The sequence below is a fragment of the Bradyrhizobium sp. USDA 4369 genome (assembly GCF_054056435.1).
This window is the reverse complement of sequence record NZ_JBSRYH010000001.1, coordinates 3,786,880-3,806,523: the sequence shown is the minus strand read 5'-3', so window position 1 is coordinate 3,806,523 and position 19,644 is coordinate 3,786,880. Positions and strand designations below refer to the sequence as shown.

Genomic DNA, 19,644 nt, shown 5'->3' with positions numbered 1-19,644 from the left:
TGTCCAGGACGCGGAAAGGGCGGCGCACATTCATCGTCGCCACCCCTTCGTTCCGCATCCCCGTGATCTCGTCCGCTGGTGTCGTCCCGTTTTGGACCGGCGCGCGTTTCTTGCAAAAGCGATACCGGTTTTGCAATCGCGTGCGGCGCGTAAATTTAAGACGCAGCGTCCGACGGCCAACCGACCCCTCACTTGCACAAAATGCCCTGGACCTCTTAAACTTCGATTAACCCTGTTTTTGCAGCCAAACCATGGATTTGGCGAGTCCTTTCGCATGGCCCGGAACCCGCTCGCGCGGACCGGACCAAAATGTGCTCCTCGACGCGAGCGGGCCGCGCGCCAGCCCTACACGTTACGGTTGGTGCGTCCGGACAGCTCCCCGAAGCCTTCGACCAGCGCTTCGGTGCCGTCGATCTCGGCCAGCCTGGCCTTCACGTCCCTCAACCAGCCCATATTCGGCTCGCTCGGCTCCTCGCCCAGCGCCAGCTCGGCATCCTTCAATTCCCTAAGTAATGAGTGCCATTGCCGATGCAAGGTAACGAGCTGGTGCCACGTCGCAAGAACGTCATCGCGCGCCGCGCCGGGCCGTGCCGCCCACACCGCAGCGGTCGTGATCGCCCGCTCAACCCGTTGAAGAAGCTCTGAAAAACCGGACTTCTCCAGATCGCCGCGCATCTTCTCGGCCTGCTCGTCCGGATCCGGTGAATGGTGATGATCATGGGCGAAGGCGGCGATGATCGCAGCCCGCAGCTTGTGCGCCTCGGGATGGGCGAGCTCCAGCGCGGCGACCTCCTCGAGATGGTCATGCAGCAGCCAGGGATGGTTAATGAGGCATTGCAGGATCAGCGCCTCGCGGCGCGAGATCGCCGAGCGCTGGCCGCGCATGATCGGGCTCATCGCGAGCTGCGGGCTCGCGGCCATATAGGGGCCGCGGCCCATCGCGGGGCCTGTGGATGGCGCGCCGCCGCGCCGGCCCTTGCCGCCGCCGCCTGTGGATAACCGGCCCGGCTGTCCGGAACCGGGACTGCGGGCGCCGAAGCGGCGTCCTGATTCGGCACCATAGCCGCGGCCGAAGCCGCGTCCGCCCTCGGGGGCGAACGCCCGGTACAGCCGCTCGGTCAGGTCCTGCTTGTAGTAGCGGCGCACCACCTCGTCGCGGATGCTGTTGGTGAGCTCGCCGATGCGCGCCTCCAGCGCGGCGCGGCGCTCCGGCGTGGTGAAGCCGCCGCCTTCGATCTCCCGCGACCAGATCACTTCGGCGAGCGGCTTGGCCACCGCCAGCACCTCCTCGACCGCGCCACGGCCGCCGGTGCGGACGAGGTCGTCGGGGTCCTGGCCCTCCGGCAGCAGCGCAAAGCGCAGGCTCTTGCCGGGCAGAAGATGCGGCAGCGCGAGGTCGGCGGCGCGGTAGGCGGCCTTCTGGCCGGCGCGGTCGCCGTCGAAGCACAGGATCGGCTCGTCGACCATCTTCCAGATCAGCGCCAATTGGCTCTCGGTCAGCGCGGTGCCGAGCGGCGCCACCGCGCCGGCAAAGCCGGCCGCCACCAGCGCGATGACGTCGACATAGCCCTCGACCACGATCATCGGCGCGCCATTATGCGCGGCCTGGCGGGCGGTCTGCAGATTGTAGAGGTTGTCGCCCTTGTGGAAGAGCGGCGTCTCCGGCGAGTTCAGATATTTCGCCGGCACGTCCTTCTGCAGCGCGCGGCCGCCAAAGGCGATGACGCGGCCGCGGAGATCGGCGATCGGGAACATCACACGGTCGCGGAACCGGTCATAGGGCACCGGGATGTCGTCGCCGCCGACCAGGAGGCCAGCTTCGACCATGTCGTTCACCGGCACGCCCTGCGCGCCGAGATATTCCTTCAGGGCGAAGCGGTCCGGCGGCGCGTAGCCGAGGCGGAACTGCAGCTGGGTCTGGGGCAGGATCGCGCGATCGGCGAGATAGCCCCGCGCCCGCGCGCCGTGGCGCGAGGCCAGGGTGTCGGTGAAGAACTTCACCGCCAGCTCCATCACATCATACAGCGTCTTGCGCTGCCGCTCCTGGCGCGCGGCGTCCGGTGTCACCGCCGGCAGCGGCAGGCCGGCCAGCGAGGCGAGCCGCTCGACGGCCTCGGGGAACGAGCAGCCCTCGGTCTCCATCACGAAGTCGAAGATGTTGCCGTGCTTGCCGGAGGAGAAGTCGTGATAAAAGCCCTTCTGGTCGTTGACGTAGAAGGACGGCGTCTTCTCCTGCTGGAACGGCGACAGCCCCTTCCACTCGCGCCCGGCCTTTTTGAGCTTCACGCGCTTGCCGACGACATCCGAGACCGGAAGCCGGGCGCGCAGCTCATCGAGAAATTGCGGCGTGAAGCGGGCCATCAGCGGGGTGATCGTCCTGTGCCAAACGGGTAGGCTTATATGGGCGAGCCCGGCCTGTCCGGCAATCGCGGCCTTGGTTCGGGCTTATCCGCCCTATGCACAGGCTCACGGCGCCAGAAAGCGTCCCGAGGCGATGCGGGAGGCCGCATCGACCGGCCAGTTATAGACATAGGTCCAGGCCTCGCGGGCCGTGCCGTCGGCGAGCGTGACCTCGAGGCGCTGCCGCAGATATTCGGTCGGCGGCGCAAAGCCCTCGCCGCAGGCCTCGTACATGTCGAATTCGCGCAGCATCGGCGCGGGCTGGCGCAGCCGGAACAGCTCGCCATGGACGAGATCGGCCGCGTCATCCGACAGCACCAGGCCGGGATAATGCTGGATGCGGTAGAGCCGGCCGCGGCAGCTGGCTTCACCAACGAAATCGGCATTGGCAGCGAGCAGCCGCGCCATCGGATGGTCGAAGCCGCGCATGAGCGTGCCGTAGACGAAGAGCAGGTCGGAGGTCATGGCCCCTGCATAGCCCCGCTCGCCGCACGAGGCCAGCGCCGCGTCGGTCGTGCCGCGCCCAGGTCACGCCGCGCCGCGGGCCGCCACGATCTCGTCGCTGACGACCTGGAATTTGGTCAGGATCATGCGCCCGAACGAGGTCGACAGCGCGACGTCGGCGGCGTCGCGTCCGGTCGCCATCAGGATGCGTCCGATCCGCGGGGTGTTGTGGCGGGCGTCGAACGTATACCAGCGGCCGGAAAGATAGACTTCGAACCACCCGGAGAAATCCATCGGCGCGGGGTCAGGCGGCACGCCGATATCGCCGAGATAGCCGGTGCAATAGCGCGCCGGGATGCCCATGCAGCGGCAGAAGGTCAGCGCCAGATGCGCAAAGTCGCGGCACACGCCGGCGCGCTGCTGATAGACGTCGTGCGCCGATTTCATCGCGTGCGCGTGCTCATAGCCGAAGCTGACATGGTTGTGGACGAAGCTGACGATGGCCTGCACCCGCGCCCAGCCGGGCGGCGTCGTGCCGAACAGCGACCAGGCGATGTCGGTGAGCTTGTCCGTCTCGCAATAGCGGCTCGGCATCAGATAGAGCAGCATCTCGTCGGGCAGCTGGTCGATCGGCATCTGCTGCGCGTCGGGCGCGATCACATCCGGCAGGCCGGAATCGTGCACAATGGCGCTGCCATGGAGCGTGACGCCGCCGGCCGGCGCCACCAGCCGGCCACAGATATTGCCGAAGCTGTCGCGATAGAAGCCGATCGGGACCGCCGGCTCGGCCGTGATGGTCTCGGTGCCGACGATGTCCTTGGCGCGCGACGGGTGGATCGACAGCATGATGACCATCGGCGTGGCCGCCGGGGCCGAATAGACAATCTCGAATCCTACCTTGATCAACATCACAGCCTCTCGCCTTCTCCGCGCAGCGTGGCGCGCTGGCCCAACGATCGCGGTGGACGGCATGACCAGCGCGAGATTCGGTCTTGTGGTCGATCGCCGGGATCGGCATCGTTCCCGATCATTATCGTGATTTGCAGCAACCGCGTCTCCACCTGTTTGTGCTCAATCGGAGATCGGTCTGCTGCTTCATGAAGCAACGAGTGGCCGTATGAGCGTTTCGAGCATGATCGACCTTCCTCTACTCCTTCAGCCGGACGAAGTTCCTCCGGTGCTCGAGCAGAATGCCGACGGCGCGTCGGCCTTCCTGTTCACCTGCGACCATTACGGCCGGCTGCTGCCGCGCGCGCTCGGCGATCTCGGCCTCGATGCGAGCGAGCTGGAGCGGCACATCGCCTGGGACATCGGCATCGCCGGGGTGGCGGAAGCCGTGTCGCGCGCGCTCGATGCGCATCTGGTGGCGCAGCGTTATTCGCGCCTGGTGATCGACTGCAACCGCTCGCCCGGCGCACCGAACGCGATTCCGATGATCAGCGAGCGCACCACGATTCCGGGCAATGAGGGCCTGACGCATGAGGACGCCGAGCTGCGGCGGCGCGCGATCTTCGATCCCTATCACGACCGCATCACCGCCGTGCTCGATGCCCGCAAGGCCGCCGGGCGGCCGACCGTGCTGGTCGCCCTGCACAGCTTCACGCCGGTCTATGCCGGCATTGCGCGGCCCTGGCACATCGGCACGCTGTATCAGCACGACCACGTGCTGCCGCCGCTGCTGTTGAAGGCGCTGCGCGCCGAGCCGGATCTCGTGGTCGGCGACAACCAGCCTTATGCGGTCGGCAACGGCACCGACTACACCATCCCCGTCCATGGCGAGGGGCGCGGCCTGATCACATCCGGCATCGAGATCCGGCAGAATGAGATTGCCGACCCCGAGGGGCAGCAGCGCTGGGCCGAGCGGCTCATCCGCATCCTCGGCGAAATCGAATCCGAGCTGCGCAACAAGGGCCTCGTTTAACCCTACTCCGTCATGTCCGAGGCATCATGGTGTGACAGCAGGCCTGCCAGCCGCCACAGCGCCGTCCGGAGATCGTCATGGCTCGGCAGGCCGAGCGCCAGCCGCACCGCATTGGGTGAATGGCCATGCGCCACCGCAAAGGCGCTCGCCGGGGTGATGGCGATGCCGGCCCGCGCCGCCGCCGCCGTCAAGGCCTCGGCGCGCCAGCCCTCCGGCAGATGCAGCCAGACATGATAGGAGCGCGGGTCCGCGTCGATCCGAAGCCCAGCGAGGCACTCGGCGACGATCGCCTGCCGCACCAAAGCGTCGGCGCGCTTGCGCCGCGTGATCTCGGCCGCCGTGCCGTCGGCGAGCAGCCCCATACCGGCCGCCAGCGCCAGCGACGTGACCGACCAGGCCCCGGTGCGCACCGTCGCGGCGAATTTCTCACGCATCGCTGACGGCACGTAGAGGAAGCCGACCGCGATGCCCGGCGCGAGGCGCTTGGCCAGGCTGTCGACGATGACGACGCGCTCCTCGGCCTGCGCGGCCAGCGACACCTGATCGCTGAGGAAGCCGTAGACGAGATCCTCGATGATCATCAGTTCGTGCTTGCGCACGAGCCGCACGATCTCGTCACGCCGGACCTCGCTCATGGTGAGCCCGAGCGGGTTCTGCATCACCGGCTGGATATAGATCGCGTTCAGCGCGCTGGCGCGATGCGCCTTGGTCAGCGCATCCGGACGAATGCCTTCGCTGTCCATCGCGAGCGGCACCAGGGTGACGCCGAGCCGCGCCGCGATGCCCTTGATCATCGGATAGGTGACCGCCTCGACGCCGAGGCGGCCGCCGACCGGCACCAGGGTCGAAATCGCCGCCGCCAGCGACTGCCGGCCGCTGCCGGCGAAGACGAAGTTCTCCGGGCGCGGACGCCAGCGCTCGCTCGCGAAGAAGGCAGCCGCGGTGCGCCCGGCCTCGACCAGCCGCCGCTGCGTGGTCGGCGCCAGCACCGGCGCGAGCTTCTCCGGCCGCAACCAGGCCGCCAGCGACTTGGCAATCAGCGCCGCCTGGTCGGGCAACGTCGGAAAATTGAACTCGAGATCAATGCGCCCGTCGAACGGCTCGAGCCGCAATGCGGGTAGCACCGGTGCCACCTCTCCGGCGACGAACGTGCCCCGCCCCACCTCGCCCACCACCAGGCCCCTGCGCAACAATTCGGCATAGACGCGGGCTGCCGTGGATGCGGCAATTCCCCGCTCATAGGCGAACTGGCGCTGCGGCGGCAGACGGTCGCCGGCCTTGAGCTTGCCGTTGGCGATGTCCTCGGCAATGTCGTCCACCAGGGTCGTATACGAAACATTCATGCTATATTGCACCGAGAGCAATGTTTCAATTGCACCGAGATATGTACTGCGCGATTGCTCTTCGAACAACGCAATTGAAGAGCAATAGGTGACACATGGCTTATTCCCTGGCGCAGCGTTGGGCAACTCCGCAAGTTGCCCACGGAAAGAGCAATTTGCTCCAGGTCCCGCAACTGTGGCTGCAGCGCCTGTTCTGGCGGTCCGAACTCGCGATGCTGGACGTCGAGCAGATGCACGACTGCGGCCTCGATCCGGCAGTCGTGCGGGAAGAGGCTGACAAGCCGTTCTGGCGCGATTGATCACGATCGAGGAGAACACCGAATGCCGACGCTTCCGTTTCATCAGGTCGACGTGTTCTCCACGGCGCCGTTCAAGGGCAACCCGCTTGCCGTGATCGCCGAGGCCGACGGTCTCGACGACGCGGCGATGCAGGCGATCGCCAACTGGACCAATCTGTCCGAGACAACGTTCCTGTCGCGTGCTCAGAATCCGGGCGCCGATTATCGCGTACGCATCTTCACGCCGCAGCGCGAGCTGCCATTTGCGGGCCATCCGACGCTCGGCTCGGCCCATGTCTGGCTCGCGCTGGGCGGCCGGCCGAAGGGTGAGCATGTGGTGCAGGAATGCGGCGCTGGCCTGGTGAACATCAAGCGCGATGGCGCTCGTCTCGCCTTCACCGCACCGCCGCTGCGCCGCTCCGGCGCGGTCGATGCCGAACTCACAACCAAGATCGCTGCCGCGCTCGGCATCAAGCGCGAGGCGATGCGGGCCGTGCAATGGGCCGACAACGGCCCGGGCTGGATCGGCGTGCTGCTGGACTCGCGCAAGGATCTGCTGAACATCAAGTTCAACGTGCTGGCGCTGTCGCAGCAGCCGGTCGGCGTCGTCGCGCCGTGGTCTGCAGAGGACGGGAACGACGCCAACTACGAGGTCCGCGCCTTCATGTGGAGCGGAGCCGAGGACCCGGTCACGGGCAGCCTCAATGCAAGTCTGGCGCAATGGCTGATCGGCGCCGGAATTGCTCCGAAGCAATACATCGCCGCGCAAGGCACTGTGCTCGGCCGCGCCGGCCGTGTCCATGTCACCCAGGAGGGCGAGACGATCTGGATCGGCGGCGACGTCGCGCCGGTGGTGAAGGGCACGATCGACCTGTAGGCCACTGGTCGGCTTCGATCGGCAATTGGAAGCAGACCTCCGTCATGCTTCCGCATGCCGGGCGGGTCGCCTATAGTTCTGTCATACAGGCACTCTCACATGGTCGGCCCGGCGGCGGTCACGCCCGAGCAGTTGTTGTCCTGGGTGACGGCGCAGGACGGGCGCTACGAGCTCGTCGATGGCGAGGTCATGATGATGGCCGGCGCCACGATGCCATCGTCGTGAACCTGACGGCGGCGCTGCACGCACAGACCCGCGGCGGTCCTTGCCAGACCTTTACGGGCGACACCTACGTCGTCACCACCGCTTCGACCCGCCGCATGCCGGACCTGGGCGTCGATTGCGGCAAGCCTGCCGAGGACTCGCTGGTGGCGGACCGGCCGGCGCTGCTGGTCGAGGTGCTGTCGCCGACCACAGGCGGCTTCGACGTCACCGTCAAACTGGCCGAGTATCAGGCGCTGCCGTGCCTCGACTATATCCTGTTCGTCGACACTGACAGCCCCAATGTCCACCTCTATTCGCTCGGTCCGGACAGCGCCTGGACGGACGCCGTACTGAAGGGGCTCGACGTAATCATCCGGCTCGACACGCTGAACGTCACGCTCCGCCTGCACGACGTCTATGCCGGCCTGGAATTCCGTCCACGACCACGCCTCGTCGAGTAATGACCTGAGACGCCACGGCGAGAGACGAGCCGAGAACCGGATGCGGACCTATCGTGCCCGCGTCAGGGCCAGCCACAGACCGCCGCCGATCATGAAGCCGCCCGAGATGCGCGACACCAGCCGGGTGCGCCGCGCCGAGAACAGCTTTCGCGCACGACCGGCGAGCAACGCGTAGATCGCATCCGTGAGGCCGGCGACCACCATGAAGGTGACGCCGAGCAGCGCGACCTGCGGCACGTGATCGCGGCTCATGTCCATGAACTGCGGCAGGAACGCGCCGAAGAACACCATCACCTTCGGGTTCGACAGCAGCACCAGCAGGCCCTGCAGGAAGAAGCCGCCGCGCGGCGGCGGGGGCGGCGCCTCGCCCGCGGCGATGCCCTCGACCGGCGAGCGGATCAGCTGGATGCCGAGCCACACCAGATAGGCGGCGCCGATCAGGCGCACCCATTCGAACCAATAGCCCATCGTGGCCATCAGTGTCGTCAGACCCATTGCGACGATGCCGATCGCGATCGCCAGCCCGGTCTGGACGCCCGCGATGTTGATCAGCGCGGCGCGGGTTCCATGACGCAGCCCGTTGGCGATCAGGAGCGTCACGACGGGTCCGGGCAGCAGCGCCAGCGCAACGCAGGCGGCGATGAAGGCGAGATAGACTTGCAGGGACATGAGACGCCTCGGTGCAGATGATGCGCTCACTAATGCACGGCATCTCTACGGAGGGAAGCGGTGTTCGGCTCACCACGGCGACCGCTTGACATGCAACCTTTTGGTTGCATATAATTCACTGCATGGACGAGGTCTTCAAGGCGCTGGCGGACGCATCGCGGCGCGCTCTGCTGGACAGGCTTCATGCGCGCAATGGCCAGACCCTGACCGAGCTCTGCGACGGCCTCGCAATGACGCGGCAGGCCGTGACCAAGCATCTGGCGATTCTCGAGGCCGCCAACCTGGTCACGACGCTCCGGCACGGCCGCGAGAAGCTGCATTTCCTCAATCCAGTGCCGATCCATCAGATCGGCGAGCGCTGGATCAGGAAATTCGAGCGCGCCAAGCTGACCGCGCTCAGCGAATTGAAGAAGCGATTGGAGGACGGCGATGACTGATAAGAGCAAGAGCCGAGATCTCGACATCTCGCGCTTCAAGCCGGAGACCGTCTACACGATCTACATCGCGGCCCACCCGGACAAGGTCTGGCGCGCCCTGACCTCGGCCGAGTTCAGCCGGCAGTATTTCTTCGGCTTCGCCGTCGAAGCGGACCTCAGGGTGGGCGGCGCCTTCATCGTGCGCGCCCCCGACGGCTCCGAGCACATCGGCGGCGAGGTGATCGTCTGCGAGCCGCCGCAGCGGCTGACCGTCACCTGGGACGTCAACTGGCCCGGTCTTGTCGAGGCGCTCGGACGCACGCTCGTCACCTATGAGATCGAACCGGCAGGCGACGCCGTACGGCTCACGATGACCGAAGCGCACGAGCGGCCGCTGTCGGAGGACATCCTGTCCGGCGGACGCACGGGCTGGCCCGCGATCCTGTCGAGCCTGAAGAGCGTGCTCGAGACCGGTAAACCGCTGGCGGTGAAGATGGCGCCGCCCGGACGAATGCTGGCGGCGTTGAAGACGCTGGGCGTCAAGCTGCCCGGCTAATCGAGCACTAGGACACCGCCGCGATCTGGGGAATGCACGCCAGCACGCCGCCGACCTGGACCGCGTTGCTGAGCATGCCGCCCCAATGCAACCAGCGCAGCCGGCGCACGGCGCTCGTATCGCCGCAATCCCGGTCGCGGATACGGGCGTCCATCCGCTGCAGAAACCAGCGGCGCGAAAGCAGCGCGAAGGCGGCGATCGCGCCGATGCCCAGGCCGAGAACGGGACGGCCGTCCGCCAGGACAGCGATCGTGCCAATGCCGCCGGCGATCGCCAGCGCCACAAAGTAGGAATCGAACATGCCGCGCAGCAGCTGCGTGACCTGGACGATGTCGAGCCGCACCAGCAGGAAGGCCGGCGCCGCCAGCAGCAGATAGAACATCGGCAGCAGCAGGATGATCGTGGCAAACAGCGCGATGTTGTCCGGCACGCGGCCTCTCCTGATCCGAACGGCCCTGGCGCAGCCCTTCTTCCGGCCAGGTCTAGACAATCATGCGCCGGGCCGGCCGTCCGCCGCAATCGTCCTGCTCACGCCGGTGCCACGATCCGCCGGTAGAGATGCCAAGTCGCATGCCCGAGCACGGGCGCGGTGACGAGCAGGCCGAGGAAATAGGGCAACGCCGAGACGATCAGCAGCACGGTGATGACGGCGGCCCAGCCGATCATCGGCCCCGGACTGGTCACGACCGCACGCACGCTGGTGATCATCGCGGTGACGAAGTCGACGTCGCGATCGAGCAGCAGCGGAAACGACACCACGGTGAGCGAGAACAGCACCAGCGACAGTGCCGCGCCGTCGAGATTGCCGATCACGAGAAACAACAGGCCCTCATTGGTCGTCAGCACCACCGTCATGAACTCCTTGAAGCTGGAGAACGAGGCGTTGAGCCCGAGCAGCAACGCGATCAGGAGCCTGATCTGGTACATCCAGATGACGAAGAAGAACACGGTGACGAACGCCATCCAGGCGATCTCGCCGCGCGAGGTGATGGTGCGCCAGATCGCGCCATAGGTGATCGGCTGGCCGAGCTCGCGGCGGCGGCTGACCTCGTAGAGCCCGATGGCGACGAACGGACCAAGCAGGGCAAAGCCAGCGGCGAGCGGATAAGCGAGATAGACCATGCCGAAGGCGGTCACGCACAGCACGATGCTAATGCCGCCGAGCACGTAGATCAGGCCGAAGGCGAGGCCGAACAGCGGCTGCGCCTGAAAATCGCGCAGGCCCTGCGTCAGGGCCTCGGCAATATCAGCCGTGGTGATGCGGCGCACCACAGGGTCTGTTCGTCCGGACACGGATGCGGTCATCGGCGGTCCCTCCTGCATGTTCTTGTTGGGGATGATGCTAACAGCGGGAGGGCGGGGATTTCAATTTCAACTTGCAGGCCGAGTCATGGGCGCCACCATTTGACGATCTTAAATTTGGGCTCGACTGGCTCCAAATCGTCATGGCCGGGTTCGTCCCGGCCATCCACGTGGTTCAGCATTCCAGGAAGGACGTGGATGCCCAAGCCCGGGCATGACGGAGCAACTAACCGCCAGACTTGCTCGTCGGGCCCCCTCACACCGTTATGACGCGGTGCTGCCAGTAAGGCGAGGTCTGCAAGGCGCGCCATCGCGCCCACATGAAAGGGAGCCCTACCCCTTCGCCCGGAGCTCGCGCCGAAGCACCTTGCCTGTGGCCGTCATCGGCAGGCTGTCGGTGAATTCGACATGGCGCGGATATTCATGCGCGGCGAGCTTCACCTTGACGAAGTCCTGGATCTCCCGCGACAGCGTGTCATTCGCAACGAAACCCGGCCGCAACACAATCCACGCCTTGACCGCCTCGGTGCGCACCGGATCGGGAATGCCGACGACCGCGGCGAGCGCCACGGCGGGATGCTTGAGCAGCGTGTCCTCGATCTCCGCCGGGCCGATGCGATAGCCGGCCGAGGTGATGACGTCATCCTCGCGGCTCGCATACCAGAAATAGCCGTCGGCATCCTGGGTGCCGAGATCGCCGGTCAGCAGAACGTCGCCGGCGAATTTCTTCTGGGTCGCTTCGGGATTTCGCCAATATTCGATCATGGTGCAGGGATTGGGCTGGCGCACGCCGATGATGCCCCTGACGCCACGCGGCAATTCCTCGCCCTTGTCGTTGACGATCAGCACGTCGAATCCCGGCGTGGCCTTGCCCATCGAGCCCGGCCGGATCGGAAACAGTCTGGCATTGTTGCCGACCACGAGATTGCATTCGGTCTGACCATAGATCTCGTGGGCGTCGATGCCGAAGGTGGCGCGCACCCAGTCAAGCAGTTCGGCGCCGAGCGACTCGCCGCCGGTCAGGATGCTGCGCAGCTTGACGCCGTCATGTTTGGCATTGGCCTGGCGCATCAGCTTGAGCGCGGTCGGCGGCAGGAAGACGTTGCGGATCGCACAGTCGGCCATCAGTTGCATCGCGGCCTGCGGCACGAACTTCCTGGCGCGATAGCCCACCACCGGGACCGCGTGATACCAGGCCGGAAACAGCGCATCGAACAGCCCGCCGATCCAGGCCCAGTCGGCCGGCGTCCACATCACGTCGCCCGGCTTCGGCAGGAAGCCATGCACCATCTCGACATTGGGCAGATGGCCGAGCAGCACGCGATGGGCGTGCAGCGCGCCCTTCGGATTTCCCGTTGTGCCCGAGGTGTAGATGATGATGGCCGGATCGTCGCTCGACGTGGCGACGGTCGGAAAGCGATCGGAGGCCCGCTCCAGCGTCGGCCAGAATGGCCGGGCGCCGGCACCATCGCCGTCGATGACGTAGATCGTCTTCAGCTCCGGCAAGTGGTGGCGGATTGTTGCGAGCTTGGCGAGGCCGACAGCGTCGGTGACCACGACCTTGGCGCCGGAGTTCTGCAGCCGGAATTGCAGCGCGTCCTCGCCGAACAAAGTGAACAGCGGCACGGACACGAGGCCGGCACGGAAGGCCGCGAGATGGACGATCGGCAGCTCCAGCGACTGCGAGAGGAACACCGCGACGCGATCGCCCTGGGCGAGACCATCGGCCTTCAACACGTTGGCGAAGCGGCAGGAGAAGTCGCGCAATTCATCGAACGAGACGCGGCGGGCGGCGCCGTCCTCCTCGACGACGATCAGCGCGAGGCGTCCCGAACCGTCGGCATGGCGATCACAGGTCGCAACCGCGATGTTGAACTGCGCCGGAATGTCCCAGCGGAAATCGCGATACAGTTGGTCGTAGTTGCTGGTCTCGATGAGCATGCTGTCCTCCGTCATGGCCGGGCTTGGCCCGGCCATCCACGTCTTTCTTCTTGCGAACAGTCTTAAAGACGTGGATGCCCGGGACAAGCCCGGGCATGACGACGTGGAGGCAGACTTGCCGGACGACTGCCAGGAGGCTCAGCCCGACAGCGCGGCCTTCACCAGCGCGCTGGCCTTCGCAAAATCCATCTGGCCGGTGTACTTGGCCTTCAGCACGGCGATGACCTTGCCCATGTCCTTCATGCCGGCGGCGCCGGTCTCAGAGACCGCGGCGGAAATGGCCGAGTTGACCTCGTCCTCGCTCATCTGCTTCGGCAGATAGGCCGAGATCACCGCGATCTCCTCGCGCTCGCCGGCGGCCAGCTCGGCGCGGCCGCCCTTTTCGTACAGCTCGACCGATTCCTGGCGCTGCTTGATCATCTTCTGCAGCACCGCGAGCACATCGGCGTCGGTGAGTGGCGGCTTGCCCTCACCGCGAGCGGCAATGTCGGCGTTCTTGAGCGTCGAATTCACCATGCGAAGGGTGGACAGCTTGCGCTCGTCCTTGGCCTTCATCGCCTCCTTCACCGCATTGTTGATGTCGTCGCGCAGCATGATCTCGCCCTTTCGAATTCGGTTGGCGGCTGGTCTAGGCGGTTCGCCCCCGCGAAACAACTCGGTTCCGCATCCGTTCCGGCCTTGCGGGCCGAAATTGGCCCATTCTCAGCGCAAATTGACCGAAATGGCGTGTGAATCGCCCGCTTCCCGCTTTGACGCCGAGCCCTCGCCCCACTATGTAGGGGCCTCATGACACACATCGATACTGACGCCGCCTGGCCGGACCATAAACCGACCGCGCTCCTCGTGCTCGCCGATGGAACGGTGCTGGAAGGCCACGGCCTCGGCGCCGAAGGCCACGCCGTGGGCGAGGTCTGCTTCAACACCGCGATGACCGGCTATGAGGAGATCCTGACCGATCCGTCCTATGCCGGCCAGCTCATCACCTTCACCTTCCCGCATATCGGCAATGTCGGCACCAACGACGAGGATATTGAGACGGTGAACATGGCGGCGACGCCGGGCGCCCGTGGGGTGATCCTGCGCACCGCGATCTCGGACCCGTCGAACTACCGCGCCACCCGGCATCTCGACCAGTGGCTGCGCGCCCGCGGCATCATCGGCCTGTCGGGCATCGACACCCGCGCCTTGACCGCGCTGATCCGCTCCAAGGGCATGCCGAATGCGGTGATCGCTCATTCCAAGGACGGCAAGTTCGATCTCGACGCGTTGAAGAAGGAGGCGCGGGAGTGGCCGGGATTGGAGGGCATGGACCTCGTCCCGATGGTCACCTCGGCGCAGCGCTTCACCTGGGACGAGACCCCCTGGGTGTGGAACGAGGGTTTCGGCCAGCAGACCAGACCGGAATTCAACGTCGTCGCGATCGACTATGGCATCAAGCGGAACATCCTGCGCCTGCTCGCCGGCGTCGGTTGCAAGGTGACGGTGGTGCCGGCGACGACGTCGGCCGAGGACATCATGGCGATGAAGCCGGACGGCGTGTTCCTGTCGAACGGTCCCGGCGATCCCGCCGCGACCGGCAAATATGCCGTGCCCGTCATCCAGCAGGTGATCGCCTCGGGGACGCCGACCTTCGGCATCTGCCTCGGTCATCAAATGCTCGGCCTGGCGGTCGGCGCCAAGACCAAGAAGATGCACCAGGGCCATCACGGCGCCAACCATCCGGTCAAGGACGAGACCACGGGCAAGGTCGAGATCACCTCGATGAACCATGGTTTCGCGGTCGACCAGAACACCCTGCCGGCCGGCGCGACCCAGACGCACATCTCGCTGTTCGACGGCTCGAACTGCGGCATCGCGCTCGAGGGCAAGCCGGTGTTCTCGGTGCAGTACCATCCCGAAGCCTCGCCCGGCCCGCGCGACTCGCACTATCTGTTCCAGCGCTTTGCCGAACTGATGCGCGAGAACAAGCGCAGCGCGGCGTGACGCCGCCCAGTTGATCGCAAATGCCCGGGCTGGTCCCGGGCATTTTTTTGAGCTGCGGACCAATCCCGTGTCCGACGAAGCTGGAGCGTTGACCCGGCTCTGGCGCCGGGACAGCTGATCAGGCGCAGTACAACCGATACAGGGTCTGCAGGATCTCGCGAACCTCGTGGCTCGCCAGCCGGTAATAGATGGTCTGGCCATCGCGGCGCGTCGCCACCAGATCGAGCGCCCGCATCTTGCCGAGATGCTGCGACAGAGCCGCCTGCCGCAGTCCGACCTGCTCGGCCAGATCGCCGACGGCGCGCTCGCCATCGATGAGGTTGCAGAGCACCATCAGCCGCTTGGGATTGGCCATGGCCGCGAGCAGGCCAGCCGCCTCCTCCGCCTTGTCCTCGAGACCTGCCACCGAGGCGTCCCGCCGATTCCGCGCTGTCCGACTTGACATGATCGTTACTTCTCTATTTTCGTACATAAGCAATAATGCACATGACAGCTGATTGCAACGTGCGATGCCTCGAGGAATCAGGAACACATGACGACCGAATATACAGCCATTGCCGCGCTCGCTGGCGGCGCTCTCATCGGCGCGGCGGCGGTCATGATGATGGGCCTGACCGGGCGGATCGCGGGGGTGAGCGGGATTGCCGCAAGGCTGCTGCCGCCCTGGGACGGCGCGCTTGCCGGGCGCATCGCGTTTATCGCCGGGCTGATCGTCGCGACCCTGGTGGTTCGTCTCACGACCGGACGCCTGCCGCCGCTCACGCTGGACATCGGCCCCATCGCACTGATCGTCGCCGGGCTGCTGGTCGGCTTCGGCGCGGTCTGGGGCAATGGCTGCACCTCGGGCCACGGCGTCTGCGGCATCGCCAGCCTGTCGCCGCGCTCGATGATCGCCACGCTCGTCTTCATGGCCACGGCTGTCGCAACCACCTTCCTCGTTCGGCACGTGATGTGAGGCAACAATGATCGTCGTGATTCAGTTCATGGTCGGGCTGGTGTTCGGGTGCGGATTGCTGCTGTCCGGCATGTCCAATCCGGAGAAGGTGCTGAACTTCCTCGACCTCGCCGCCATCCGTTCCGGCGGCTGGGATCCCAGCCTGCTCCTCGTGATGGCCGGAGCCGTGGGGGTGACCTTCGCGGGCTTCCAGTTCGTCCGCCGGCGGCAGCGTCCGGTTCTTGGCGAGCGCTTTCACTTGCCGCCGTCGCAAACCCTGGATTGGCGGATCGCGGCCGGACCGGCGATCTTCGGCATCGGCTGGGGGCTCGCCGGTATCTGTCCGGGTCCGGCCTTCGTGGCGCTCGGCTATGGCTCGCCCGCGATCGTGCTGTTCGTGATCGCCATGATGATCGGAATGGCTGCGGCACGCATGGTCGCGGACCGGCAACCATCACTCGCGTCTGCGCTGACAGAATGAACTACGAACAGCTTGCGCCAGAGGATCAAATGTCCAACGTTCCGCACGCGGTCGACCTGTCGGTGAAGCCCGACATCACGCCGTTCTTCGATCCGGCGACCAACACCGTCAGCTATGTGGTCAAGGATCCGAGCTCGGCGGCCTGCGCGGTGATCGATTCCGTCATGGACATCGACTATGCGTCCGGCCGGATCGCGCCGACCTCCGCTGAGACCATCATTCGCCTGATCGAGGACCGCGGCTGGTCGCTGGAATGGCTGATCGAGACCCATGTCCACGCCGATCATCTGTCGGCGGCGCCCTACATCCAGTCCAGGCTGGGCGGCAGGATCGGCATCGGCGCGGACATCCGGATCGTGCAGGAGACATTCGGCAAGATCTTCAACGAAGGCACGGAGTTTCAGCGTGACGGCAGCCAGTTCGATCGCCTGTTTCACGACGGCGACAGCTACCAGATCGGCGGCATGACCGGCTTCGCGATGCATACGCCGGGCCATACGCCGGCCTGCATGACGCATGTGATCGGCGATGCCGCCTTCGTCGGCGACACGCTGTTCATGCCCGATGGCGGATCGGCGCGGGCCGACTTTCCCGGCGGCGATGCCCGCACGCTGTATCGCTCGATCCGCCGCGTCCTGCAGCTGCCGGAGACGACACGGCTGCTGATGTGCCACGATTACGGTCCCAACGGCCGCGACATCCGCTGGGAGACCACGGTGGCCGAGCAGCGCGCCCACAACATCCATGCACGCGACGGCGTCACCGAGGACCAGTTCGTCATGGCGCGGGAAGCGCGCGACCGCACCCTGGACATGCCGCGGCTGATCATTCCCTCATTGCAGGTCAACATGAAGGCCGGGCAGCTGCCGTCTCCGGATGCCAGCGGCCGGCGCTTCCTGAAGGTCCCGCTCAACGCGCTCTGAGCGACGGCCGGCCGATCCACAAGCACAGACGATCGCAGACCGCGCGGCCTTCCGCCGCTGCGCCCGGCCCGCAACGCCTCACGACAATCCGGAGCATCGCAGGATGAATTTGCCCGCCGCCGAGCTCGCGCTCGGCTCGCTCTCCGGCTCGCTGGTCGGATTCACGCTCGGCCTGATCGGCGGCGGCGGCTCCGTGCTCGCCGTGCCGCTGATGGTCTATCTGGTGGGCGTCGGCAATCCTCATGTCGCCATCGGCACCAGCGCGGTGGCCGTGGCCGTCAATGCGGCTGCCAATCTCGTCAATCACGCCCGCTCCGGTCACGTCAAATGGCCCTGCGCGCTGATCTTCGCGGCCGCGGGCATGCTCGGCGCGCTGGCCGGCTCGACGCTGGGCAAGATGGTCGACGGTCAGAAGCTGCTGTTGCTGTTCGCCCTGGTCATGATCGTCATCGGCCTGCTGATGCTGCGCAAGCGCGGCAGTGACAGCCAATTGGATGTCAGACTGTCACGCCACAATCTGCTGCCGCTGCTGGCGTTCGGGCTGGGCACAGGAACGCTGTCGGGCTTCTTCGGCATCGGCGGCGGCTTTCTGATCGTGCCGGCCCTGATGTTCGCAACGGGCATGCCGATCCTCTCAGCGATCGGTTCATCGCTGGTCTCGGTCACAACCTTCGGCCTGACGACTGCCGCCAATTATGCGCTGTCGGGGCTGGTCGATTGGACCCTCGCGGGGATCTTCCTGGTCGCCGGCATCGCCGGTGGGCTTGCCGGCGCCAGGCTCGCGGCGCGCCTGTCCACAACGCGCGGCACCTTGAACAAGGTGTTCGCCACGATGGTCTTTGCGGTGGCGGCCTACATGATCTACCGCAGCCTGCTCGCGATGAGCGGCTCGAGCTAGAGCCGAGAAACGCGCCACTTCGTCGCAGCGCGTCTCTCCGATGATGCCAAGCGATCAGCTCAGGCGGCGTTGCTGCCTTCCTGGCGGCTGGCCTCGAACAGGAACCAGGTGCGGCGCTCGGTCTCGTCGATGAAGGTCTCCAGCAGGCCCGCGGTCGCCGGATCGTCACTGTCGTCGCACAGCTCATGCGCCTTCCGCATCGCCGCGGCGATGTGCTTGTTGTCCTCCATCAACTCCCGCAGCATCTCGCGCGGCGGCACATACTCTTCGTTGTTGTCCTTGATCGTCTGCAGCTTGCTGATCTGGCTGATCGATTTCAGCGTGGTGCCACCGAGCTTGCGCACGCGTTCGGCGAGCTGGTCGGTGGTGGCGAAGATGGCGTCCGATTGCTCGTCCAGCATCTCGTGATAGTCATGAAAATGCCGTCCACTGACATGCCAATGGAAGTTCTTGGTCTTGAGGTAGAGCGCAAAGGCGTCGGCCAGCAGCGTGTTCAGCGCCGTGGAGATCTTGTTCACCGCATCCGGCGACAGATCGGTCGGCGTATCGAGTTCGGGGGCGGTCTTGTCGGTCTTTGCTTTACTCACGGCTTAACCTTCCTGTTAGAAGCAGCAATGGACACGGGTCAACGGACCCGTTAACGCTCGCTGACCCCTGCAGTTCCGTTCAAGGAACTGTGTTTGCCGGAACCCCGCCATGGACGATTGGATCGATTATTACGATTCCACGCACACGATCTATGCGAGCAAGCTGCACCGCGACCTGCATTTCCAGGTGATTGCACGCGATATCGTCGGCTACATCCCCTCGCCCGACGCCGTGGTCCTCGACTATTCCTGCGGCGAGGCGCTGTCGGCCGCAAAGGTCGCCGAATCCTGCACGACGCTGATCCTGGCAGAGCCGGCGCCGGGCGTGCGGGGCCGGCTGATCGCGCGCTTTGCCCCGAACACCAAGATCCGCGTGCGCTCGCTCGACGAGTTGCGCAACATGCAGGAAGGCTCGGTCGACCTCGTCGTCATGAACTCGGTGGCGCAATATATGAGCGAGGCCGAGTTCGACGCCGCCCTGGCCGTGATCCGGCGCCTGCTGAAGCCCTCGGGCAAATTCGTGCTGGGCGACGTCCTGCGCCCGGACGTCGGCATGCTCCGCGACGTGCTGGCGCTGCTGATGTTCGCCGCGCGCAATGGTTTCCTGAAGGATGCCCTGGTCGGGCTGGTCGCAACAGCGCTGTCCGATTATCGGCAGCTCCGCACCAAGGTCGGCCTGCAACGCTACAGCGAGGCCGACATCCTCGCCCGGCTGAATAACGCGGGCCTCAGCGCCGTCCGGGCGCCCAAGAATATCGGTTACAATCCCTGGCGCATGACGTTCGAGGCCAGACCAGCCCCTGGCAAGGCCTGACATGGAGGCGTCGGAGGCGATCGGCCGGGGACGCCGCCAAATTCAGCAATGCAGTTAGGGTTAACTGTAACACGGGCTGGCTCACGGGCCCGTGAGAGGTAAGATCGCGCTCGGCCCGGTGGCGGAAGCTACGACGCGAAGAGCGGTGCAACGCTCTTGAACCTGGTTCAAGTCCAGGCCGGGCCTCCAGATCTCGCAGCCGTCGTCCTGCC

General features: G+C 65.9%; 22 protein-coding genes, 1 tRNA gene and 1 pseudogene. 13 read left to right on the top strand and 11 right to left on the bottom strand.

From position 1 onward, the window contains the following. Positions 1-345 precede the first annotated feature (345 nt). From dnaG to ACVIJ6_RS17210, 3 genes are all read right to left on the bottom strand, one after another. A complete protein-coding gene (gene dnaG, locus ACVIJ6_RS17220) occupies positions 346-2,361 on the bottom strand; it encodes a DNA primase (protein ID WP_456773638.1) in 2,016 nt (671 codons plus the stop codon). A 105-nt stretch (positions 2,362-2,466) separates the two neighbouring features. Then, positions 2,467-2,865 (bottom strand): gamma-glutamylcyclotransferase family protein, encoded by a 399-nt coding sequence (locus ACVIJ6_RS17215; protein ID WP_456773637.1) that lies wholly within the window; start codon positions 2,863-2,865, stop codon positions 2,467-2,469. A gap of 63 nt (positions 2,866-2,928) precedes the next feature. Next, positions 2,929-3,753, bottom strand: coding sequence for a transglutaminase-like domain-containing protein (locus ACVIJ6_RS17210; protein ID WP_456773636.1), 825 nt, complete (start codon positions 3,751-3,753; stop codon positions 2,929-2,931). Between the two features lie 208 nt (positions 3,754-3,961). Between ACVIJ6_RS17210 and ACVIJ6_RS17205 the strand changes: the two genes are divergently transcribed. Then, positions 3,962-4,765, top strand: a complete 804-nt coding sequence (locus ACVIJ6_RS17205; RefSeq protein WP_456773635.1) for an N-formylglutamate amidohydrolase — start codon at positions 3,962-3,964, stop codon at positions 4,763-4,765. Positions 4,766-4,767: 2 nt separating this feature from the next. On the opposite strand, the gene ACVIJ6_RS17200 is transcribed toward ACVIJ6_RS17205, so the two are convergent. After that, positions 4,768-6,177 carry an aminotransferase-like domain-containing protein gene (locus ACVIJ6_RS17200; RefSeq protein WP_456773634.1) on the bottom strand — a complete coding sequence of 470 codons (1,410 nt, stop codon included), beginning with the start codon at positions 6,175-6,177 and terminating at the stop codon, positions 4,768-4,770. Between the two features lie 26 nt (positions 6,178-6,203). On the opposite strand from ACVIJ6_RS17200, the gene ACVIJ6_RS17195 reads away from it, so the two are divergent. From ACVIJ6_RS17195 to ACVIJ6_RS17185, 3 genes and pseudogenes are all read left to right on the top strand, one after another. Continuing rightward, the gene (locus ACVIJ6_RS17195) at positions 6,204-6,407 is read left to right on the top strand and encodes a DUF1127 domain-containing protein (RefSeq protein WP_456773633.1); all 204 of its coding nucleotides are present in this window, start codon (positions 6,204-6,206) and stop codon (positions 6,405-6,407) included. 22 nt (positions 6,408-6,429) lie between these two features. Continuing rightward, complete coding sequence (locus tag ACVIJ6_RS17190) at positions 6,430-7,263, top strand: PhzF family phenazine biosynthesis protein (RefSeq protein ID WP_456773632.1); 834 nt, start codon at positions 6,430-6,432, stop codon at positions 7,261-7,263. Positions 7,264-7,362: 99 nt separating this feature from the next. After that, positions 7,363-7,928: pseudogene (locus ACVIJ6_RS17185) on the top strand (Uma2 family endonuclease). Between the two features lie 48 nt (positions 7,929-7,976). On the opposite strand, the gene ACVIJ6_RS17180 reads toward ACVIJ6_RS17185, so the two are convergent. Continuing rightward, positions 7,977-8,597: a LysE family translocator gene (locus tag ACVIJ6_RS17180; protein ID WP_456773631.1), complete on the bottom strand. Its 621-nt coding sequence runs from the start codon at positions 8,595-8,597 to the stop codon at positions 7,977-7,979. 122 nt (positions 8,598-8,719) lie between these two features. On the opposite strand from ACVIJ6_RS17180, the gene ACVIJ6_RS17175 reads away from it, so the two are divergent. Both ACVIJ6_RS17175 and ACVIJ6_RS17170 read left to right on the top strand, forming a co-directional pair. Then, positions 8,720-9,034: an ArsR/SmtB family transcription factor gene (locus tag ACVIJ6_RS17175; protein ID WP_456773630.1), complete on the top strand. Its 315-nt coding sequence runs from the start codon at positions 8,720-8,722 to the stop codon at positions 9,032-9,034. Beyond that, entirely contained in the window at positions 9,027-9,569 is a 543-nt protein-coding gene (locus ACVIJ6_RS17170) for an SRPBCC family protein (RefSeq protein ID WP_456773629.1), read from the top strand. The genes ACVIJ6_RS17175 and ACVIJ6_RS17170 overlap by 8 nt, the downstream gene beginning before the upstream one ends. 7 nt (positions 9,570-9,576) lie before the next feature. On the opposite strand, the gene ACVIJ6_RS17165 is transcribed toward ACVIJ6_RS17170, so the two are convergent. The 4 genes from ACVIJ6_RS17165 to ACVIJ6_RS17150 all read right to left on the bottom strand — a co-directional run bounded on the left by ACVIJ6_RS17165 (position 9,577) and on the right by ACVIJ6_RS17150 (position 13,406). Continuing rightward, the gene (locus tag ACVIJ6_RS17165) at positions 9,577-9,999 is read right to left on the bottom strand and encodes a hypothetical protein (protein WP_456773628.1); all 423 of its coding nucleotides are present in this window, start codon (positions 9,997-9,999) and stop codon (positions 9,577-9,579) included. Between the two features lie 98 nt (positions 10,000-10,097). After that, complete coding sequence (locus tag ACVIJ6_RS17160; RefSeq protein ID WP_456773627.1) at positions 10,098-10,874, bottom strand: DUF2189 domain-containing protein; 777 nt, start codon at positions 10,872-10,874, stop codon at positions 10,098-10,100. 330 nt (positions 10,875-11,204) lie between these two features. After that, positions 11,205-12,812, bottom strand: coding sequence for an acyl-CoA synthetase (locus tag ACVIJ6_RS17155; RefSeq protein ID WP_456773626.1), 1,608 nt, complete (start codon positions 12,810-12,812; stop codon positions 11,205-11,207). 138 nt (positions 12,813-12,950) lie between these two features. Then, positions 12,951-13,406: a GatB/YqeY domain-containing protein gene (locus tag ACVIJ6_RS17150; protein WP_456773625.1), complete on the bottom strand. Its 456-nt coding sequence runs from the start codon at positions 13,404-13,406 to the stop codon at positions 12,951-12,953. Between the two features lie 192 nt (positions 13,407-13,598). On the opposite strand from ACVIJ6_RS17150, the gene carA reads away from it, so the two are divergent. Beyond that, entirely contained in the window at positions 13,599-14,795 is a 1,197-nt protein-coding gene (gene carA, locus ACVIJ6_RS17145; protein WP_456773624.1) for a glutamine-hydrolyzing carbamoyl-phosphate synthase small subunit, read from the top strand. Between the two features lie 118 nt (positions 14,796-14,913). On the opposite strand, the gene ACVIJ6_RS17140 is transcribed toward carA, so the two are convergent. Further along, a complete protein-coding gene (locus ACVIJ6_RS17140) occupies positions 14,914-15,240 on the bottom strand; it encodes an ArsR/SmtB family transcription factor (protein WP_012046618.1) in 327 nt (108 codons plus the stop codon). 87 nt (positions 15,241-15,327) lie between these two features. On the opposite strand from ACVIJ6_RS17140, the gene ACVIJ6_RS17135 reads away from it, so the two are divergent. The 4 genes from ACVIJ6_RS17135 to ACVIJ6_RS17120 all read left to right on the top strand — a co-directional run bounded on the left by ACVIJ6_RS17135 (position 15,328) and on the right by ACVIJ6_RS17120 (position 18,031). Then, positions 15,328-15,750, top strand: coding sequence for a YeeE/YedE family protein (locus ACVIJ6_RS17135; protein WP_456773623.1), 423 nt, complete (start codon positions 15,328-15,330; stop codon positions 15,748-15,750). A 7-nt stretch (positions 15,751-15,757) separates the two neighbouring features. Beyond that, positions 15,758-16,210, top strand: a complete 453-nt coding sequence (locus ACVIJ6_RS17130) for a DUF6691 family protein (RefSeq protein ID WP_456773622.1) — start codon at positions 15,758-15,760, stop codon at positions 16,208-16,210. A 29-nt stretch (positions 16,211-16,239) separates the two neighbouring features. Next, complete coding sequence (locus tag ACVIJ6_RS17125; protein ID WP_456773621.1) at positions 16,240-17,133, top strand: MBL fold metallo-hydrolase; 894 nt, start codon at positions 16,240-16,242, stop codon at positions 17,131-17,133. A 103-nt stretch (positions 17,134-17,236) separates the two neighbouring features. Beyond that, entirely contained in the window at positions 17,237-18,031 is a 795-nt protein-coding gene (locus tag ACVIJ6_RS17120; protein WP_456773620.1) for a sulfite exporter TauE/SafE family protein, read from the top strand. 59 nt (positions 18,032-18,090) lie between these two features. Here the strand turns inward: ACVIJ6_RS17120 and ACVIJ6_RS17115 are convergent, their stop codons facing one another. Then, the gene (locus ACVIJ6_RS17115) at positions 18,091-18,618 is read right to left on the bottom strand and encodes a Dps family protein (RefSeq protein ID WP_456773619.1); all 528 of its coding nucleotides are present in this window, start codon (positions 18,616-18,618) and stop codon (positions 18,091-18,093) included. Between the two features lie 109 nt (positions 18,619-18,727). Between ACVIJ6_RS17115 and ACVIJ6_RS17110 the strand changes: the two genes are divergently transcribed. Continuing rightward, the gene (locus tag ACVIJ6_RS17110) at positions 18,728-19,432 is read left to right on the top strand and encodes a class I SAM-dependent methyltransferase (protein WP_456773618.1); all 705 of its coding nucleotides are present in this window, start codon (positions 18,728-18,730) and stop codon (positions 19,430-19,432) included. 112 nt (positions 19,433-19,544) lie between these two features. Continuing rightward, positions 19,545-19,621: transfer RNA gene (locus tag ACVIJ6_RS17105), tRNA-OTHER, on the top strand. Positions 19,622-19,644: the final 23 nt, after the last annotated feature.

Coding starts and splice junctions, on each gene's coding strand:
- dnaG (WP_456773638.1), bottom strand. CDS start 2,361: ATGGCCCGCTTCACGCCGCAATTTCTCGATGAGCTGCGCGCCCGGCTT.
- ACVIJ6_RS17215 (WP_456773637.1), bottom strand. CDS start 2,865: ATGACCTCCGACCTGCTCTTCGTCTACGGCACGCTCATGCGCGGCTTC.
- ACVIJ6_RS17210 (WP_456773636.1), bottom strand. CDS start 3,753: ATGTTGATCAAGGTAGGATTCGAGATTGTCTATTCGGCCCCGGCGGCC.
- ACVIJ6_RS17205 (WP_456773635.1), top strand. CDS start 3,962: ATGAGCGTTTCGAGCATGATCGACCTTCCTCTACTCCTTCAGCCGGAC.
- ACVIJ6_RS17195 (WP_456773633.1), top strand. CDS start 6,204: ATGGCTTATTCCCTGGCGCAGCGTTGGGCAACTCCGCAAGTTGCCCAC.
- ACVIJ6_RS17190 (WP_456773632.1), top strand. CDS start 6,430: ATGCCGACGCTTCCGTTTCATCAGGTCGACGTGTTCTCCACGGCGCCG.
- ACVIJ6_RS17180 (WP_456773631.1), bottom strand. CDS start 8,597: ATGTCCCTGCAAGTCTATCTCGCCTTCATCGCCGCCTGCGTTGCGCTG.
- ACVIJ6_RS17175 (WP_456773630.1), top strand. CDS start 8,720: ATGGACGAGGTCTTCAAGGCGCTGGCGGACGCATCGCGGCGCGCTCTG.
- ACVIJ6_RS17170 (WP_456773629.1), top strand. CDS start 9,027: ATGACTGATAAGAGCAAGAGCCGAGATCTCGACATCTCGCGCTTCAAG.
- ACVIJ6_RS17160 (WP_456773627.1), bottom strand. CDS start 10,874: ATGACCGCATCCGTGTCCGGACGAACAGACCCTGTGGTGCGCCGCATC.
- ACVIJ6_RS17155 (WP_456773626.1), bottom strand. CDS start 12,812: ATGCTCATCGAGACCAGCAACTACGACCAACTGTATCGCGATTTCCGC.
- ACVIJ6_RS17150 (WP_456773625.1), bottom strand. CDS start 13,406: ATGCTGCGCGACGACATCAACAATGCGGTGAAGGAGGCGATGAAGGCC.
- carA (WP_456773624.1), top strand. CDS start 13,599: ATGACACACATCGATACTGACGCCGCCTGGCCGGACCATAAACCGACC.
- ACVIJ6_RS17140 (WP_012046618.1), bottom strand. CDS start 15,240: ATGTCAAGTCGGACAGCGCGGAATCGGCGGGACGCCTCGGTGGCAGGT.
- ACVIJ6_RS17135 (WP_456773623.1), top strand. CDS start 15,328: ATGACGACCGAATATACAGCCATTGCCGCGCTCGCTGGCGGCGCTCTC.
- ACVIJ6_RS17130 (WP_456773622.1), top strand. CDS start 15,758: ATGATCGTCGTGATTCAGTTCATGGTCGGGCTGGTGTTCGGGTGCGGA.
- ACVIJ6_RS17125 (WP_456773621.1), top strand. CDS start 16,240: ATGTCCAACGTTCCGCACGCGGTCGACCTGTCGGTGAAGCCCGACATC.
- ACVIJ6_RS17120 (WP_456773620.1), top strand. CDS start 17,237: ATGAATTTGCCCGCCGCCGAGCTCGCGCTCGGCTCGCTCTCCGGCTCG.
- ACVIJ6_RS17110 (WP_456773618.1), top strand. CDS start 18,728: ATGGACGATTGGATCGATTATTACGATTCCACGCACACGATCTATGCG.